At 57.8% G+C, this 15,188-nt stretch carries 14 protein-coding genes and 1 pseudogene; 2 read left to right on the forward strand and 13 right to left on the reverse strand.

All coding sequences use genetic code 11. The annotated features are described in order from the left end of the window. The first annotated feature begins 200 nt into the window (after positions 1 to 200). Positions 201 to 1,826, forward strand: a complete 1,626-nt coding sequence (locus BK662_RS35985) for a methyl-accepting chemotaxis protein (protein WP_123357366.1) — start codon at positions 201 to 203, stop codon at positions 1,824 to 1,826. A gap of 61 nt (positions 1,827 to 1,887) precedes the next feature. On the opposite strand, the gene BK662_RS06340 is transcribed toward BK662_RS35985, so the two are convergent. From BK662_RS06340 to BK662_RS06365, 5 genes and pseudogenes are all read right to left on the reverse strand, one after another. After that, a complete protein-coding gene (locus BK662_RS06340; RefSeq protein WP_123357367.1) occupies positions 1,888 to 2,289 on the reverse strand; it encodes an HvfA family oxazolone/thioamide-modified RiPP metallophore in 402 nt (133 codons plus the stop codon). Between the two features lie 318 nt (positions 2,290 to 2,607). Then, a complete protein-coding gene (locus BK662_RS06350) occupies positions 2,608 to 3,906 on the reverse strand; it encodes an NAD(P)/FAD-dependent oxidoreductase (RefSeq protein ID WP_123357368.1) in 1,299 nt (432 codons plus the stop codon). 60 nt (positions 3,907 to 3,966) lie between these two features. Next, positions 3,967 to 4,140 carry a DUF3094 domain-containing protein gene (locus BK662_RS06355; protein WP_050681443.1) on the reverse strand — a complete coding sequence of 58 codons (174 nt, stop codon included), beginning with the start codon at positions 4,138 to 4,140 and terminating at the stop codon, positions 3,967 to 3,969. Positions 4,141 to 4,191: 51 nt separating this feature from the next. Beyond that, a pseudogene (locus tag BK662_RS06360) lies at positions 4,192 to 4,296 on the reverse strand (MOSC domain-containing protein); the annotation flags it as partial. Positions 4,297 to 4,306: 10 nt separating this feature from the next. After that, entirely contained in the window at positions 4,307 to 4,933 is a 627-nt protein-coding gene (locus BK662_RS06365) for a DUF1780 domain-containing protein (RefSeq protein ID WP_123357369.1), read from the reverse strand. A gap of 129 nt (positions 4,934 to 5,062) precedes the next feature. Between BK662_RS06365 and BK662_RS06370 the strand changes: the two genes are divergently transcribed. After that, the gene (locus BK662_RS06370) at positions 5,063 to 5,530 is read left to right on the forward strand and encodes an FAD/FMN-containing dehydrogenase (RefSeq protein ID WP_123357370.1); all 468 of its coding nucleotides are present in this window, start codon (positions 5,063 to 5,065) and stop codon (positions 5,528 to 5,530) included. An 11-nt stretch (positions 5,531 to 5,541) separates the two neighbouring features. Here the strand turns inward: BK662_RS06370 and BK662_RS06375 are convergent, their stop codons facing one another. From BK662_RS06375 to BK662_RS06415, 8 genes are all read right to left on the reverse strand, one after another. After that, positions 5,542 to 5,991 (reverse strand): potassium channel family protein, encoded by a 450-nt coding sequence (locus BK662_RS06375; RefSeq protein ID WP_123357371.1) that lies wholly within the window; start codon positions 5,989 to 5,991, stop codon positions 5,542 to 5,544. A 22-nt stretch (positions 5,992 to 6,013) separates the two neighbouring features. Next, entirely contained in the window at positions 6,014 to 7,114 is a 1,101-nt protein-coding gene (locus BK662_RS06380) for an AI-2E family transporter (protein ID WP_123357372.1), read from the reverse strand. Positions 7,115 to 7,252: 138 nt separating this feature from the next. Next, positions 7,253 to 9,034, reverse strand: coding sequence for a SulP family inorganic anion transporter (locus BK662_RS06385; protein WP_123357373.1), 1,782 nt, complete (start codon positions 9,032 to 9,034; stop codon positions 7,253 to 7,255). Positions 9,035 to 9,083: 49 nt separating this feature from the next. Beyond that, positions 9,084 to 9,908, reverse strand: coding sequence for a polyphosphate kinase 2 (gene ppk2, locus BK662_RS06390; RefSeq protein WP_123357374.1), 825 nt, complete (start codon positions 9,906 to 9,908; stop codon positions 9,084 to 9,086). Positions 9,909 to 10,272: 364 nt separating this feature from the next. Beyond that, entirely contained in the window at positions 10,273 to 11,556 is a 1,284-nt protein-coding gene (gene dctM, locus BK662_RS06400) for a C4-dicarboxylate TRAP transporter large permease protein DctM (RefSeq protein WP_123357375.1), read from the reverse strand. Next, the gene (locus BK662_RS06405; RefSeq protein WP_123357392.1) at positions 11,553 to 12,203 is read right to left on the reverse strand and encodes a TRAP transporter small permease; all 651 of its coding nucleotides are present in this window, start codon (positions 12,201 to 12,203) and stop codon (positions 11,553 to 11,555) included. The genes dctM and BK662_RS06405 overlap by 4 nt, the downstream gene beginning before the upstream one ends. A gap of 71 nt (positions 12,204 to 12,274) precedes the next feature. Continuing rightward, on the reverse strand, positions 12,275 to 13,270 hold the full coding sequence (dctP, locus tag BK662_RS06410) for a C4-dicarboxylate TRAP substrate-binding protein DctP (RefSeq protein ID WP_123357376.1): 996 nt from the start codon (positions 13,268 to 13,270) through the stop codon (positions 12,275 to 12,277). A 104-nt stretch (positions 13,271 to 13,374) separates the two neighbouring features. Then, positions 13,375 to 14,829: a TrkH family potassium uptake protein gene (locus BK662_RS06415; protein ID WP_123357377.1), complete on the reverse strand. Its 1,455-nt coding sequence runs from the start codon at positions 14,827 to 14,829 to the stop codon at positions 13,375 to 13,377. Positions 14,830 to 15,188: the final 359 nt, after the last annotated feature.

Below are 15,188 nucleotides of genomic sequence, written 5' to 3' on the forward strand. Positions count from 1 at the left end.
CGCCTGCTTTGGGAGCAGGATGTCAGGAGTTCGAATCCCCTTACCCCGACCATATTAAAAATCCTCGTATCGAAAGATACGGGGATTTTTTTTGCCTGCGAAAAACAGATTGTTTCAAGTCATCGTACAACTTGCCGATAACGAGCTAACGAGGCACCGACAGGCCTCCACTCCAGCCAATAAAAACAAAGGCGCTCGTTATGTTTCTTCGTCAGCTCAATATTGCCCCTCGCGCCGCGTTGGGCTTTGCCATGATCGCGGTACTGGTCGCATTGCTCGGAATATTTGCATTGGGGCAGATGTCGAGCATTCGCGATAGCGAAGTGGCGGTCGAGACGCAATGGCTGCCGAGTATTCGTGGCGGTGACGAGATTCGTGAGCTTATGCTGCGCATTCGCACCATTTCCCTGCGCATGGCCCTGGATCAGGACCCGAAGAACATCCCTCAGTACCGCAGTCAGATGGACACCCGCGACCAGGAATTGAGCGCCAGGATTACCAGCTATGACAAGCTGGTCACCACGCCCGAAGGCCGGGAGTTATATGACCAGTTCAAGAAAACTTTCGCGGCTTACCGATCAGGCATCGCTCAATCCTTCACGCTGGCGGAGCAGGGGCGTCGTGACGAGCTCAGCAAACTGCTGCTGATCGACATGAAGACCGTTGTCGACGGTTCGGGTAAGCAGCTCAACGATCTGGCAGTGTTGTTCACCCAGCAAGTGGCTGCCGAAAGCCAGAAATCCCAAGAACACTATGCCAACTCCCGGATGATCGTCAGCCTGTTCATTGCCCTCGCGGCACTGGCTACGGTCGGCCTTGCAATGCTGCTGACCCGCAGCATCGTCAAACCTTTGGGAGACGCCTTGAACGCTGCGCAAAGCGTGGCACGAGGCGATCTGACTCGCCCCATCGAAACCCATGGCAACGATGAAGTGAGCCGCTTGCTCAAGGCGCTGGCGACCATGCAACACAATCTGCGTGAAACCTTGCAGGGCATCAGCGGTTCAGCGGCGCAATTGGCGACGGCGGCCGATGAGCTGAATGCAGTCACCCTCGACAGCACGCAGAACCTGCAACAGCAGAACAACGAGATTGAGCAAGCCGCGACGGCCGTCACCGAAATGACCACTGCGGTGGAAGAGGTCGCACGCAATGCGGTTTCTACCTCCGACGCCACGCGCCAATCCAGTGAGTCGGCGCACGTTGGTCAGGCGCGGGTCAGTGAAACCGTCAGTGCCATCAGCGCACTCGCCAGCGACGTGCAGACAACTGGCGGATTGGTGCAATCGCTGGCCAACCAGTCGCAGGACATCGGCAAGGTGCTGGATGTGATTCGCGCCATTGCCGAACAGACCAACTTGCTGGCCCTCAATGCGGCTATCGAAGCGGCGCGAGCGGGCGAAAGCGGTCGGGGTTTCGCGGTGGTCGCCGACGAAGTGCGCGCCCTGGCTTACCGCACGCAACAGTCGACTCAGGAAATCGAGCAAATGGTTCAGGGCATGCGTACCGGTTCAACCCAGGCGCTCGATTCCATGCAAGCCAGTTCCTCCCGCGCGGCCAGTACATTGGCCTTGGCGGAGCGAGCGGGCGAGGCGTTACAGACCATCACTGAGTCGGTCCACCAGATTCACGAACGCAATCTGGTCATAGCCAGCGCAGCTGAAGAACAGGCGCAAGTGGCGCGGGAAGTCGATCGCAACCTGGTGAACATCCGCGACCTGTCGGTGCGCTCCGCTGCCGGCGCAGATCAGACCAGTGCCTCAAGCCATGAGCTTTCACGGCTGGCCAATTCATTGCGAACCTTGGTGCAGCGCTTCCAGGTGTAAATCCGCCAGACGAAAAAAACCGCGCTTCCCGAAGGAAAAGCGCGGTTTGGTTCACGCAAGCTTAGGCGCCGTCTTGGTCTTTCAGGTGCTCGAACAGACCTTTTGGCATTTTCTTGCCATTGGCTTCGAAGTTGGCTTTTACGTTGTCGTAAGCCTCTTGCTCGTCGATGAAGCCGTCATGGTTGGTGTCGATCTTTTCGAAATTGGACTTCGGCGCGACTTTCTGGAATTCGACACGGGATACTTTGCCGTCGCCATCCGAATCGGTTTTCGCCATCGAGGCATCGCCGCACTTGCCTTCGCCACATTTACCTTCCGGCGTCTTCACGACCTGTTCCGCCGAGGCCAGCAGGTAGCCTTGAGTCAGCGGCTGCGAAGCGAAGACAGAACCGGACAACATCATGCCTCCGGCCAGAACGGCACCGAGCAGGCCAACGGTGTTTTTGCTGAGAGTACGGGACATTACAAATCTCCTGGGTTGCACGACACAACCGCTCGATAAAGGACGCCACGTGAGTGCGGCGATGACCGAAGCAGGCAGCGCCTTGCTCGGGTGTGGCCATTTAGCGGGCGTGGTGTATCGCTACTGTGTCGTGCAAGGGGGGCTTTGTAAGCGAAGGGATGGAATCAGTGGGGGAGATACAGTGAGACACAGATCTGCAGGGCGATGAATAAAAAAATGTGGGAGCGGGCTTGCTCGCGAAAGCGGCAGCACAGACAACATCTATGTTGAATGGACTGACCTCTTCGCGAGCAAGCCCGCTCCCACAATGGATGTGTGTTAATGCAGCTTCAGTCGCGGCTCAGTCCCGCGCCCAATCTTGCTGCCCAGCATCAACATCGCCGTGCGGAACGCCCCATACAACGCCATCTGGTGCATGCGATACAGCGACACGTAAAACATCCGCGCCAGCCAGCCCTCGAGCATCACGCTGCCGGTGAGGTTGCCCATTAAATTACCCACAGCCGAAAAACGCGACAGCGAAATCAGCGAACCATAGTCGGTGTACTTGTACTCCGGCAGGACTTTGCCTTCGATTCGCAGTTTCAGCGATTTGGCCAGCAACGATGCTTGCTGGTGTGCAGCCTGGGCGCGCGGCGGCACATTGCGATCTGTGCCCGGTTGTGGGCAGGCCGCACAGTCACCGAAGGCGAAGATGTTCTCGTCGCGGGTGGTTTGCAGGGTCGGCAACACGTGTAGTTGATTGATACGGTTGGTTTCCAGGCCATCGATGTCCTTGAGGAAACCTGGCGCACGAATCCCGGCGGCCCAGACTTTGAGGCTGGCGTTGATCACTTGGCCGTCGGCGGTAATCAGGCTGTCTGCCGTCACTTCGCTGACCGCGGCATTGGTCATGACGTTGACCCCGAGTTTCTCCAGGGTCTTATGCACAGGCCCGCCGATTCGTTCCGGCAGGGCTGGCAATACCCGTGGCCCGGCTTCGATCAGGGTGATGTGCATGTTTTCCGGTTTGATCCGGTCCAGGCCGTAGGCCGCGAGTTCATGGGCGGCGTTATGCAGTTCCGCTGCCAGTTCGACGCCGGTTGCGCCAGCGCCGACGATGGCCACGCTAATTTGCTCGACTGTATCGCTCTGCCCGGCATGGGCGCGCAGGTAATGATTGAGCAGTTGTTGATGGAAGCGCTCGGCCTGTTTGCGGGTGTCGAGGAACAGGCAGTGTTGCGCCGCGCCCTGCGTGCCGAAGTCGTTGGTGGTGCTGCCGACGGCAATCACCAGCGAGTCGTAAGGCACTTCACGCGCCGGCACCAGTTCCAGACCGGCCTCGTCGTAGGTGGCGGCCAGCTGGATTTTCTTCTGTGCGCGATCGAGCCCGCTCATGCGCCCCAGCTGAAACTCGAAGTGGTTCCATTTTGCCTGGGCTACATAGTTGAGTTCGTCTTCGGAAGAGTTCAGGGAGCCTGCCGCCACTTCGTGCAACAGCGGTTTCCAGATGTGGGTCAGGTTCGCGTCGACCAGCATCACACTGGCCGTGCCGCGCTTGCCTAGAGTCTTACCCAGACGGGTAGCCAACTCCAGGCCGCCGGCGCCGCCGCCAACGATGACAATACGATGAGTCATGGGGATATCTCGCAAGGCTAAAAGAAATCGGTGCAATTACCCGAGCGAGCGCGATGCAGCTCATAGCGTCAGATAACTGATCAAACGGCTCAACAGGCCTAGACCAATGGTCACTGCCAACACCAGCACCAGGAGCATCCACGGCCGGAAAGGCCGGCGCTCGACTTGGTGCTGGGACAGGCGCAGGTACTCTTCGACATGCTTTTGGTCGTCCGGGTTCAGGCGGCTGGTCATATTGGGCCTCGTCAGGTAGACGTTGCTGAATGTTTAGAAGCTACAGGGCTTTTATCCTGGGTTGAACGGAGCATAGCCGCTGTCCGGAATCGGCTCGACATTCACCCTGTCGTCCAGGCGAATGATGCCACTTTGTAGCACTCGTCGATCAGCTCCTGCAACGGACTCACAGACTGATCCCGACATCGAAAACGATGCTGCGACCCAGATTGCTGCGCAAGAAATCCGGCGCATCCGGATGGGCGAATAGCACTCGGGCGAAGGTCGGGCCGACCAGCGACAATGAGCGCCAGCCCTGACGCAGATACTCGGTGGGCGGTGGAAAGTGGCTGTTGAGGTCCAGCACTTCGCGCTTGAGGCTGGCGAAGGCAATGATGTCCAGCTCCCCCAGGTCCATGCCGCGCTCTTTGTAGTTGTGGGCTTTTTTGCGCAAAGTCGGCGCCAGCCTGAGCAGAAATTCATTGGCCGGGATCCGCCGGGGTTTGGCCTCGCGGCGTACCAGTTGGCTCAGGGAAAACGCGCTGCGTCGACGTTGCAGCTCATCGCGCCATTCGTCGTTGAGGCGCCGGCCCTCGTCGAGCACGAAAAATACCTCGAAATTCGCGTCGCGAAACAGCACGTCCGGCGGCTCCCCGGCGGGGGCAAATTCGTCGGCGCGATAGGGAATGTTCAGGCCTTGCAGCAGGCGCTGGCAAACCCAACGCTCACGCTCCCATTTGCGGGCATTGGACAGGAACGTGTTGGCTTGCTCGGCCGCAATGGTCAGCAGGCGTAAATAATCTGAGTCATCCATAGGCCCAAGCTTAGCGTTCATTTGCGACAAGCAGAAAGCGTGAAACGGTAAACGGAGGCGCTGGGCTCTCGGAACGGGCGGTGTAGACTGATGGCCATTACGCATTTGCGCTCGAACGAGGAGTAGAACTTGAAATATTGGCCAGTGTTATTGCTCAGTCTTCTGCCTCTTTGGGCCCAGGCGCTGGAGGTTGGCGAGCGCCTGGCGCCGTGGACCTTGCTTGATCAGTTCGATCAGGCCTTCACGCTCGATAACCAGACTCAGACGCTGCTGGTGGCGCGCAGCATGGACGCCGCCAAATTGGTCGGTGCCGCTCTGCAGGATCAGCCCAAGGGCTACCTGGAGGCTCGGCACGCAGTATTTGTCGCGGACATCCAGCGCATGCCTCGACTGATCGCGAAGATGTTCGCAGTACCGGCTATGCGCGATTATTCCTATCGAGTGATGCTTGACCGTGATGGTCGCGTGGCGCCGCGTTACCCCGGGGCCGTGGATAAAGTGCTGTGGCTGCAGCTCAAGGACGGTCAATTGGTGGGGCAGCACGAATACACCACGGCGGCACAATTGCGTGAGGCGCTGGAGAAAGCCCTGCCATGATCGGCGCATGCCTATGGGCGTTCACGCTGCCGTAGCCTGTCCATGTTGTGCTTTATGACATCCATCACCGCAGCGGTCATCACCGCGGTGGAGACACCAAACATCAGGATTCCGTTGGCGGCCTCCAATGGGCCAAGCAGACGCCAGCGAGAGGACATGATGATGTCGCCGTAGCCCAGCGTGGCGAAGTTGACCGCCGAGTGATACAGCGCGGTGGCGAATTGGTCGAATTCGTTGAGCAGCATGAACAGCGTGGCCCAGATGGCGATCTGCACGAAATTACCGAGCATCATCAGCAGCATCACCATCGACAACAACAGGATGTTCAGCCATTGCGATTCATAAGATGGTTGGGCGTGCCTGAAATGTACGTAATAACGCAGGCATAGGGTCACGAAAACGGCTTGCATCAGTAGGCAGAACAACATCACGGGGAGGCCGGCCAGTAGATTCAACAGCATGGGAATATCCTCGGCCGCCGTGTCAGGTCTGTCCCTGGTTGTCTGGCTCGGGTTCTTGCACTTGATCTACCCATTCCCAGAACAGCTGATAGCCGACCGCCAGTATCACCGGGCCGATAAACAGGCCGAGGATTCCGCTCGTGACCATGCCGCCCAAGGCTCCGATCAGCACCACCGGCATCGGTACATCGACGCCACGACCCAGCAGCAGCGGTTTGAGGACGTTATCGACCAATCCGGCGATGAAGACATAAATGGCAAACACAATGGTCGCCGTACTGGCACCTTCGCTCATGAAAACAAAGACGATGACCGGAAGGGTAATCAGGGTCGCCGGTAATTGCATGATGCCAAGAAGCAGCACCGCCAAGGCGAGAAGACCGGCGCCGGGAACGCCCATGAACACAAAGCCGATGCCCACCAACAGCATCTGGATGAACGCGATGCCGACCACCCCCAACGCCACTGCCCGGATGGTGGCGGTGCATAGATCGGCGATTTTCGGCCCGTTGATCGGACCGCTGAAGCGCGAAACGATTCGCACCGCGCTGCGGTGGCCGCTTTCTCCATACGCTAAAAAAATACCGGCAATAAGCAGGGCGACGAGGAATAAAAGGAGCCCCAGGCCGACACCCGCAATCTTGCTCAGCAGGGAGAAGCTGATGCCTTTGATCTGGGGGATGAACTTCTGTGCCAGATGGGGCAGGTCAGTGGTGGCTTGCAACCATAAATTATAAAGAGGTTCTCCCACCAGTGGCCAGCTGGCTACCGTATCGGAGGGGGGTGGAATATGGAAACTGTCGGTTTTGACCATGATCATGACCTTCTCCACGGAATCCGCAAGCGAGGCTCCCAACAAATAAACAGGCACAATAAGAATACTGACAGCGATTAATACGATCAGCGTCGCGGTGATCCCGTCTTTGTTTCCCAGCTTGCCTTTGAACTTGACTTGCAAGGGGTAGAGGGTGATTGCCAGGATCACCGACCACAGCATCAGGTCGAGGAACGGGCTGAATATCTGAAAGCAGAACATCACCAGAACGGTAATCACTCCGGCACAAATCAGCACATCGAGCAGATCCCGGGAAAAAATCTTTTCGAACATGGGCGTGGGAACCATTGATTACCTCCAGTAGAGAGTGGCAAAGGCTGCGTTCGGTAAGTCCAGCATAGACGGGCTGGCGACGTGCTGGCCGCGGGAGAGCCGCAAACATGGATAACATTGATGAAGACCGTCGCTGAGTGTTTGCGCTGTCACTCAGCGATCCTGGTCCTCCCAATCCACCGGATGAATCATCAGATAGCTGTCGACTGCAGTGCCTATTGTTGGAAAGAACGCCGTTTCGCCAAGCCGCGCGAAAAGCCCGAATCGCTTCAGCTTGTCCTTGACCGGGTCCTTCATCTCGGCCACGCACAACTTGATGCCCGCCGCGTGCAAGGTTTCGTCCAGTTCCACCAGCATGTCGGCAGAGGTCACGTCCACGCTGGTGACGGGTTCCGCCGCAACGACCAACCAGCGCACTGGTGTAGGCGATGCCGCCACCGCGTCCAGCACTCGGTCATGGAACAACTCGGCGTTGGCGAAAAACAACGGCGCATCCCAGCGAAACAGTACAAGGCCGGGTACAAGGCGCGCGTCGGGATAGCGCTTGATATCGTGATAACCCTTGACGCCTTCCGCGCGTCCCAGAACGGCAGAGTAAGGGCGCCAGCCATCCCACAGAAATTCGATGACGGCGATCACGATGGCCAGGCCGATGCCTTCAATCGCCCCCAGCACGGCCACGCCGACGGTGCAGACGATTGACAGCCAGAACTCCCAACGCTGGATTCGATAAATTCGTCGCAGGTCGGTGACCTCGATCAGGCCGATGGCGGATGCGATCACCACCGCCGCCAGTGCGCTGGTGGGCAAATCCTTCAACAGGTCCGGCGCCACCACCAGCAGCAAGGCAACAGCCAGCGCGCCGATGACTCCGGTCAACTGGGTTTTGGCACCTGCGGCCTCGGCCACGGGCGTACGTGACGAACTGCTGCTGATCGCAAAGCCCTGAAAAAATCCGGCGGCCAGATTGGCGACGCCGAGGCCCACCATTTCCTGGTTCGGGTCCACATAGGTGCGGGTCCGCGCCGCATAGACACGTGAGAGCACGCTGGTATCGGCGAACGAAACCAGGGCAACGGCGCAACCGCCGATCAGGACGGGAACGATATCGGCGCGAGTGATCCAGGGGATGGCGAACGCCGGCAAGCCTTGAGGAAGAGAGCCGAGGACCGATATTCCGGACCGCGCTGCAAGGTCCAGCATGCCCACGACGACGGTCGCTCCGGCCACGGCGATCAGAATGCCCGGCACGCGCTTGTTGCCCTTGAGCAACAGGATCACGGCCAAGGTGGTTGCGCCGACCATGAAGGCGGTCCAGTTGGTTTTCCCCTGCATTACAGCTGTAGCGATCGCCCACAGGTTTCTCAGCGGGCCGTCGGATTCAATCGAAAAACCGAAAAACTTGGGCAGTTGGCTGATCAATACCGTTAGTGCGATCCCGTTCATGTACCCGTAGCGGATCGGTTTGGAAAGCAGCTCCGTGACAAAACCCAGGCGCGCTATGCCGGCCAGGATGCACACCACCCCCGATACGATCGCCATCATGCTCGCAAGGGCGATGGCGCGATGCGGATCACCGCCGGACAGTGGCAGCACGACGGCGAGAATAACGGCAGCCAGCGAGGAATCCGGCCCCAGCACCAGAATCCGGCTGGGTCCGAACAGCGCATAAGCGAGCAGCGGAACGATGGTCGCGTAAAGGCCATAGATGCCGGGTACGCCCGATGCCACTGCGTAGGCGATGCCGACAGGCACCAGCATCGTGGTCAGCACCAGGCCAGCCACAAGGTCGTGCCGCAACCAGGCTATTTTGTATCCGCGTAGTGTGCGCAGTCCCGGCAGCCAGCGACCCCAACCGGTCTTGCCGTCGCTGGTATCCCGACGTGCAATCCGGCCCGGTTCCGGGACGGGAGGCGAAGCATCCGAATGGCTCATAGGACTGTGGCCCTTTGGTGTACAGCGCAGATCCGCTTGAACGTGCCGGTCAGAACTTTTCTGGAATTCGCCGCAGCGGATAATTCGGTTCACGATAGGCGCCTGATTTCTGCCGTTTGGGCAAAATCACCTTCTCGCGCGGTACATTCTTGTACGGAATGCGGCTGAGCAAATCAGAGATGATGTTGAGGCGGGCCCGCTTTTTGTCGTTCGAGTTGGCCACAAGCCACGGAGCATGATCGGTGTCGGTCGCCTTGAACATGTCGTCACGTGCGCGCGAGTAGTCATACCAGCGGCTGTATGACTTGAGATCCATTGGCGTCAGTTTCCAGATTTTGCGGCCATCCTTGATCCGCGCCTCGAGCCGGCGGGTCTGCTCCTCTTCGCTGACTTCCAGCCAGTACTTGAACAGCATTACGCCGGAGTCGACCATCATGCGTTCCATGAGGGGGGCCAGGCTCAGGAAACGGGTCACCTGTTCATCGGTACAAAATCCCATCACACGCTCGACCCCTGCGCGGTTGTACCAACTGCGATCGAAGATCACCACTTCGCCAGCCGCTGGCATGTGCGCCAGGTAGCGCTGCATATACATCTGGCTCTTCTCGCGATCGGTCGGTGCAGGTAGCGCCACCACCCGAAAGACACGCGGGCTCACCCTCTCAGTGAGCGCCTTGATTGTGCCGCCCTTGCCGGCACCGTCGCGCCCCTCGAAGACGATACAAATCTTGATGCCTTTCTGTTTCACCCATTCCTGCAACTTGACCATTTCGACATGCAGCCGGCGTAACTGCTCAAGATAGTCTTTGTTCGTCAGTTTCAACGGTTCAGCGGAGTTGCTTTTAACAGGGGGTTTCTTCTTGTCCTTTGCCATGACCCAAGCCTCACCTATGCCAGTCGCTGATTACCGATAGATAGACCCAGCAGGTGCAACTATCAGCTTGCAGATCGCGCATTGCTTCGAGCAAACCTGGCGTCAGTCGTGGACGGCGCTTCTGCTCTTGACGTTTAGCTCCATCATCAATCGCGTGAGTCTAGTCCATGAATCAACCCTCTACAGGGTTGCCACAGGCTCTTGGAGCACACACCGCGCCCGGTTCAGGGCATTGCACAAAACGGATAGCGATCTGCGCAAAGGTCCGGACCTGGGTGGCCTTTCTCAAGGTCGAATTGCCCAAGCTGTTCGCCGAACATGACGCGGTAATGAACGATCCGCGGCATTGGGCCTGAGGTCCCGGTTACGTCATTCCCAGCCAGTTCGGCAGGACCAGCGAAATCCACGGCACGTAGGTAATCAATATCAGGAACAGGAACAGGATAATCAGCCAAGGCATTGCTGCACGGATGGTGGCGGTCAGTGACATGCCGGTTACCGCCGAGGTGACGAACAAGTTCAGGCCTACGGGCGGCGTAATCAAACCGATCTCCAGGTTCACCACCATGATGATCCCCAAATGAATCGGGTCGATTCCCAACTTCATGGCAATCGGAAACATGATTGGCGCCAGGATCAGAATGATTGCCGAGGGTTCCATGAACGCCCCAGCCACCAACAATACGATGTTCACCACAAGCAGGAATGTCACTGGTGTCAGACCCGCCCCGATGACCCAGGCGGTGATCTGTTGGGGTATTTGCTCGGTGGTCAGTACGTGGGCAAAGAGCATGGCATTGGCGATGATAAACATCAGCATGATGCTCAGCTTGGCGGATTCGAGCAGTACCTTCGGTATTTCACGGAACGACATGTCCTTGTAGACGAACAGTGCAATGAATGCCGCGTAGACCGCCGCCACGGCCGCCGCCTCGGTCGGGGTGAACATCCCGGTGTAGATGCCGCCCAGGATGATGACCATGAGCAGCAGGCCCCAAATGGCCTTGCGTGCCGCACTCAGCCACTCACGAACGGTCGCCCGCGGCATGGCGGGCAGGTTTTTCCTGACGGCGACGACGTAGATGGCCACCATCAGCGCGGTACCCAACAGCAGGCCGGGCACCACGCCGGCCATGAACAGCTTGCCGACCGAGGTTTCCGTCGCTGCGGCATAGACCACCATCACGATGGAAGGCGGAATAAGAATGCCCAATGTACCAGCGTTGCACACAATACCGGCACCGAATGCCTGTGGATAACCGGAGCGGACCATCCCCGCGATAGCAATGGAGCCCACGGCGGCTACCGTCGCAGGGCTTGAACCGGACAGCGCGGCGAACAGCATGCACGCCAGCACCGCCGCGATGGCCAGGCCGCCGCGAATATGCCCAACGCACGCGTTGGCAAAGTCGATCAAGCGCCGTGCCACACCGCCTGTGGTCATGAAGGCACCGGCCAGCAAAAAGAACGGGATGGCCAGCAATGTGTAATGTTCGGAGGTCTCGAACAGCTTGATGGCCAGTGAGCGCACGGAGTCAGGGCTGAAAAAGATGATCGTCAGCGAACCGGCCAGGCCAAGGGAAATGGCGATCGGTACGCCGATAAACATCAGCGCGAACAGAGCAACAAAGAGAAAAAGAATGGTCATTTCTTGTCATCCTCATCCTCATCCTCATCCTCATGCTCGGTCAGTTTCAGCACCTCCGCGGCCTCGTCGGCCAGGCCCAGGCCCGTTTGACGGTTTTGCACAATGCGCACCAGGATCTCGGCAAAGCGGATGAACACCAAGGCAAAACCCACCGGCACAATCAGCCCGATGTGCCATTGCATGATGCCGTAATGACCGAGGTCCTCGGCACCGATGCCGGCGATGAACAGCGTCTGAATCCATTCGAAACTGGCGACGCTGAGCAGACCCGCATAGGCCAGACTGCTGAGGCAGGCAATGATGCCAATGATTCGCTGAACCGGTTTGCTGGCCAGTTTCACCAAGGCATCGACACCGATGTGTCCGGCCGTGCGCACGCCATAGGACAAGCCGAAAAAGATCAGCCAGGCGAACAAAGCCTTGGTCAGCGATATGCTCCACGTCATGGCCTGGGCCATTCCCATGACGCTGTCGCCAATGGCGAACAAGGGTTCACTGGCGCTCCGCCAATACTCGGCGAGGCTGTAGAAAACGCTATAGAGGTTGTTAAGGATGACGTAAACGAACGTTACCAGCGTCATTGCCGCCAGCAGGAAGACGATAAAACCTTCTTCGAAGTGATCCCAAATGCGCCGTAAGGCATTCATGAGTGGCATCTCGCGATCGAGTGACGACGATGAAACAGGGGCCGCCTTTTCGGGCGGCGCCCGCCAGCAGATTACTGAGCCTGGTTGGCAGCTTCGGCGGCCTTGATCAGGTCGGCACCGATATCACCTTCGAACTTCTTCCAGACCGGTTTCATTGCTTCGCGCCACTTGTCACGTTGCTCTGGGGTCAGCGTGATGATTTCAGTGGTTTTGGCGTTGATGATGTTCTGTTTCGCATCCTGGTTCAGTTTCTCTGCATCTTTGTTCACCTGAGTGGTGACCTCGACGATGATCTTGTCCAGTTCGGTTTTTATATCCGGCGGCAGGCCAGTCCAGAACTTGGTATTGGTGATCAACATGTAATCGAGCAAGCCATGGTCGGACTCAGTGATGAACTTCTGCACTTCGTGCATTTTCTGGCTGTAGATGTTCGAGTAAGGGTTTTCCGCGCCATTGACGACGCCGGTCTGCAAGCCCTGATACACCTCGGCGAAGCTCATCTTGCGAGGGTTGGCGCGTACCGCCTTGAATTGCTCTTCGAGCACGGCCGAAGCCTGCACGCGAAATTTCAAACCGCGGGCATCGCCCGGTTCACGCAGTGCTTTGTTGGCGGACAACTGCTTCATGCCGTTATGCCAATAGGCCAGACCGGTGATGTTTTTGCTTTCCATGGACTTGAGAAGCCCCTGACCTTCAGGGCTGCGCTGGAAGCGGTCGACTGCCGAGATGTCGTTGAACAGGAACGGCAGGTCGAACAATTGCAGCTTGGGTGTGTATTGCTCGAACTTGGCCAGCGACGGCGCAATTATCTGCACATCGCCCGACAGCAGCGCCTCCATTTCCTTGCCGTCACCGAACAGCGAAGAGTTTGGATAAACCTCTACCTTGACCTTGCCGGGCAGACGTTCTTCGACGAGTTTCTTGAACAGCAGGGCGCCTTGGCCTTTAGGCGTTTGTTCGGCAACTACGTGAGAAAACTTGATAACGACTGGATCAGCCGCCAGCGCCAGGCTCGACGCGCCCAGCGCGAGTGCGCAGACGGCCGCGCCCCACAATGATTTGAGCATTTAGATGTTCCTCTTGTTTTAGTTCTCGTGCCGTTCATATCTGAAACGCATTTGCACGGTGGACAAGAGGAGTCTAGGCAACAAATCACCATTGGTCGTTGCGACTAGTATTTCCAGAAAACCGGGATGAACAGCACCAGAACGGTGAGGATTTCCAGTCTTCCCAGCAGCATGCCGACGGTCAGCAGCCATTTGGCCGAGTCGGGCAGTGTCGAGAAGTTACCTGCCGGGCCAATGATCGAACCAAGGCCAGGCCCCACGTTGCAGACGGCAGTGGCCGCGCCACTCAATGCCGTGGTCCAGTCCAGACCGATGAGCGCCAAGCCCATGGCGATCGCCCCGATGGTGATGGTGAAAAAGAAAGAAAACGTCAGGAGCGAGCGGGCGATATCCTCGTCGATGGGGTGATTGTTGTATTTTTTCCGGATGATGGCTCGAGGATGGATCAGTTGTTTCAGGCTGCCCATGAGCAGTGCGCCAGCCACTTGAAAGCGGAAGATTTTAAGGCCGCCAGCGGTGGAGCCGGAGCAGCCGCCGACAAAGGTCAGATAAAAGAACAGCAACACGGAGAAACTGCCCCATAACGTGTAATCCCCCAGCGCCACGCCGGTCGTCGTGACCACCGACGTCACGTTAACCGCGACGATCCGAAACGCCGCCCACCAGCTGTACTCGCTGTGCAAGCACAACCAGGTGCCGAACAGCACCCAGGTGATGATCAAAAAGCCAATGAAGCCGCGTACCTGATGATCGTTGAACAAGGCCCGTTTATTCCCGCGCAACAGGCTCACATACAGCGTAAAAGGCAGGCTGCCCAGAATCATGACAACCACCGACACCCAATGAATGGCCGGTTGCGTCCAGTGCGCCAGAGACGCATCGGAGGTGGAAAATCCTCCCGTGGAAATCAACGCCATGGCATGGTTGACTGCTTCGAATAGCGTCATCCCGGCTATCCACAGGGCCAGCGTGGAAAGAGTGGTAAGCCCGATATACAACCCCAGAATATATTTGGCGGCGACGTGGGAACGTGGTGTGACTTTCTCCGACCAGTCGGATGATTCGGTCTGAAACAGGCGCATCCCCCCGACCCGCAATAGCGGCAGGATGGCCACGGCCATGCCGATGAAGCCGATTCCGCCCAGCCAATGCAGCATTGAGCGCCAGATCAGCAATCCGGGGGAGGCGGTGTCCAGACCGGTCAGGATGGTCGAACCAGTGGTGGTGATGCCGGACATCGTTTCAAAAAACGCGTCGGTGTAGCTGATGTCCTGGATCAAGACCATGGGCAATGCGGCGAACGTACAGACGACCACCCAACTGGCGGTCGTCAGCATGTACATATCGCGGGGACGCAACTGAGCGTCTTCAGGACGTCCCTTGTTAATCAACAGCAGTCCGGACACCGCCGTGATCAGACTCGACCACAGAAAGGCCGACATATCATCGTTGCGTTCATAGATCACCAGCGTGAGCATCGGTATCGCCATGCTCACTGCCAGTGTGATCAAAAAAATACCCAGGATGAAACCGATAAGCCGCAGTACCGCAATGGACATAAATAACGCCTGTCTTGTTAGCGCCGCGCAGTATCGATCGGCTTCTCGTTTTGTCTCGTAAAGTTTACGTAACTTTTTCGTTCCCGCGGATTCTCTGTGCGCCCGGCTAGAAGCATAGGTATCTACACATCTCTTGAGCTACAGAAGTTCACTGCCGGCGCTTGGTGTTTTGGAGTACAGATCCGTTTCTGCGGTTGTGCTGGCTGGCGGTTATTGCCCTTTGTAGGAGCGAGGCTTGCCCGCGAAGGCGGCCTGATAACCGGCTGGGCTTTTTGGTCGGGTACATATCCGTTTCTGCGGTAGTGCCGGCTGGCGGTTTCGCTCTTACAGCGAGTCACTTTCGAAAAGCGCGAAAGTAA

The sequence above is a fragment of the Pseudomonas frederiksbergensis genome, from assembly GCF_003732275.1.
In the GTDB taxonomy this organism is placed as follows: domain Bacteria; phylum Pseudomonadota; class Gammaproteobacteria; order Pseudomonadales; family Pseudomonadaceae; genus Aquipseudomonas; species Aquipseudomonas frederiksbergensis_H.

Excerpts from the sequence above, each read along its gene's own strand:
- BK662_RS35985 (WP_123357366.1), top strand. The coding sequence starts at position 201 with ATGTTTCTTCGTCAGCTCAATATTGCCCCTCGCGCCGCGTTGGGCTTT.
- BK662_RS06340 (WP_123357367.1), bottom strand. The coding sequence starts at position 2,289 with ATGTCCCGTACTCTCAGCAAAAACACCGTTGGCCTGCTCGGTGCCGTT.
- BK662_RS06350 (WP_123357368.1), bottom strand. The coding sequence starts at position 3,906 with ATGACTCATCGTATTGTCATCGTTGGCGGCGGCGCCGGCGGCCTGGAG.
- BK662_RS06355 (WP_050681443.1), bottom strand. The coding sequence starts at position 4,140 with ATGACCAGCCGCCTGAACCCGGACGACCAAAAGCATGTCGAAGAGTAC.
- BK662_RS06365 (WP_123357369.1), bottom strand. The coding sequence starts at position 4,933 with ATGGATGACTCAGATTATTTACGCCTGCTGACCATTGCGGCCGAGCAA.
- BK662_RS06375 (WP_123357371.1), bottom strand. The coding sequence starts at position 5,991 with ATGCTGTTGAATCTACTGGCCGGCCTCCCCGTGATGTTGTTCTGCCTA.
- BK662_RS06380 (WP_123357372.1), bottom strand. The coding sequence starts at position 7,114 with ATGGTTCCCACGCCCATGTTCGAAAAGATTTTTTCCCGGGATCTGCTC.
- BK662_RS06385 (WP_123357373.1), bottom strand. The coding sequence starts at position 9,034 with ATGAGCCATTCGGATGCTTCGCCTCCCGTCCCGGAACCGGGCCGGATT.
- ppk2 (WP_123357374.1), bottom strand. The coding sequence starts at position 9,908 with ATGGCAAAGGACAAGAAGAAACCCCCTGTTAAAAGCAACTCCGCTGAA.
- dctM (WP_123357375.1), bottom strand. The coding sequence starts at position 11,556 with ATGACCATTCTTTTTCTCTTTGTTGCTCTGTTCGCGCTGATGTTTATC.
- BK662_RS06405 (WP_123357392.1), bottom strand. The coding sequence starts at position 12,203 with ATGAATGCCTTACGGCGCATTTGGGATCACTTCGAAGAAGGTTTTATC.
- dctP (WP_123357376.1), bottom strand. The coding sequence starts at position 13,270 with ATGCTCAAATCATTGTGGGGCGCGGCCGTCTGCGCACTCGCGCTGGGC.
- BK662_RS06415 (WP_123357377.1), bottom strand. The coding sequence starts at position 14,829 with ATGTCCATTGCGGTACTGCGGCTTATCGGTTTCATCCTGGGTATTTTT.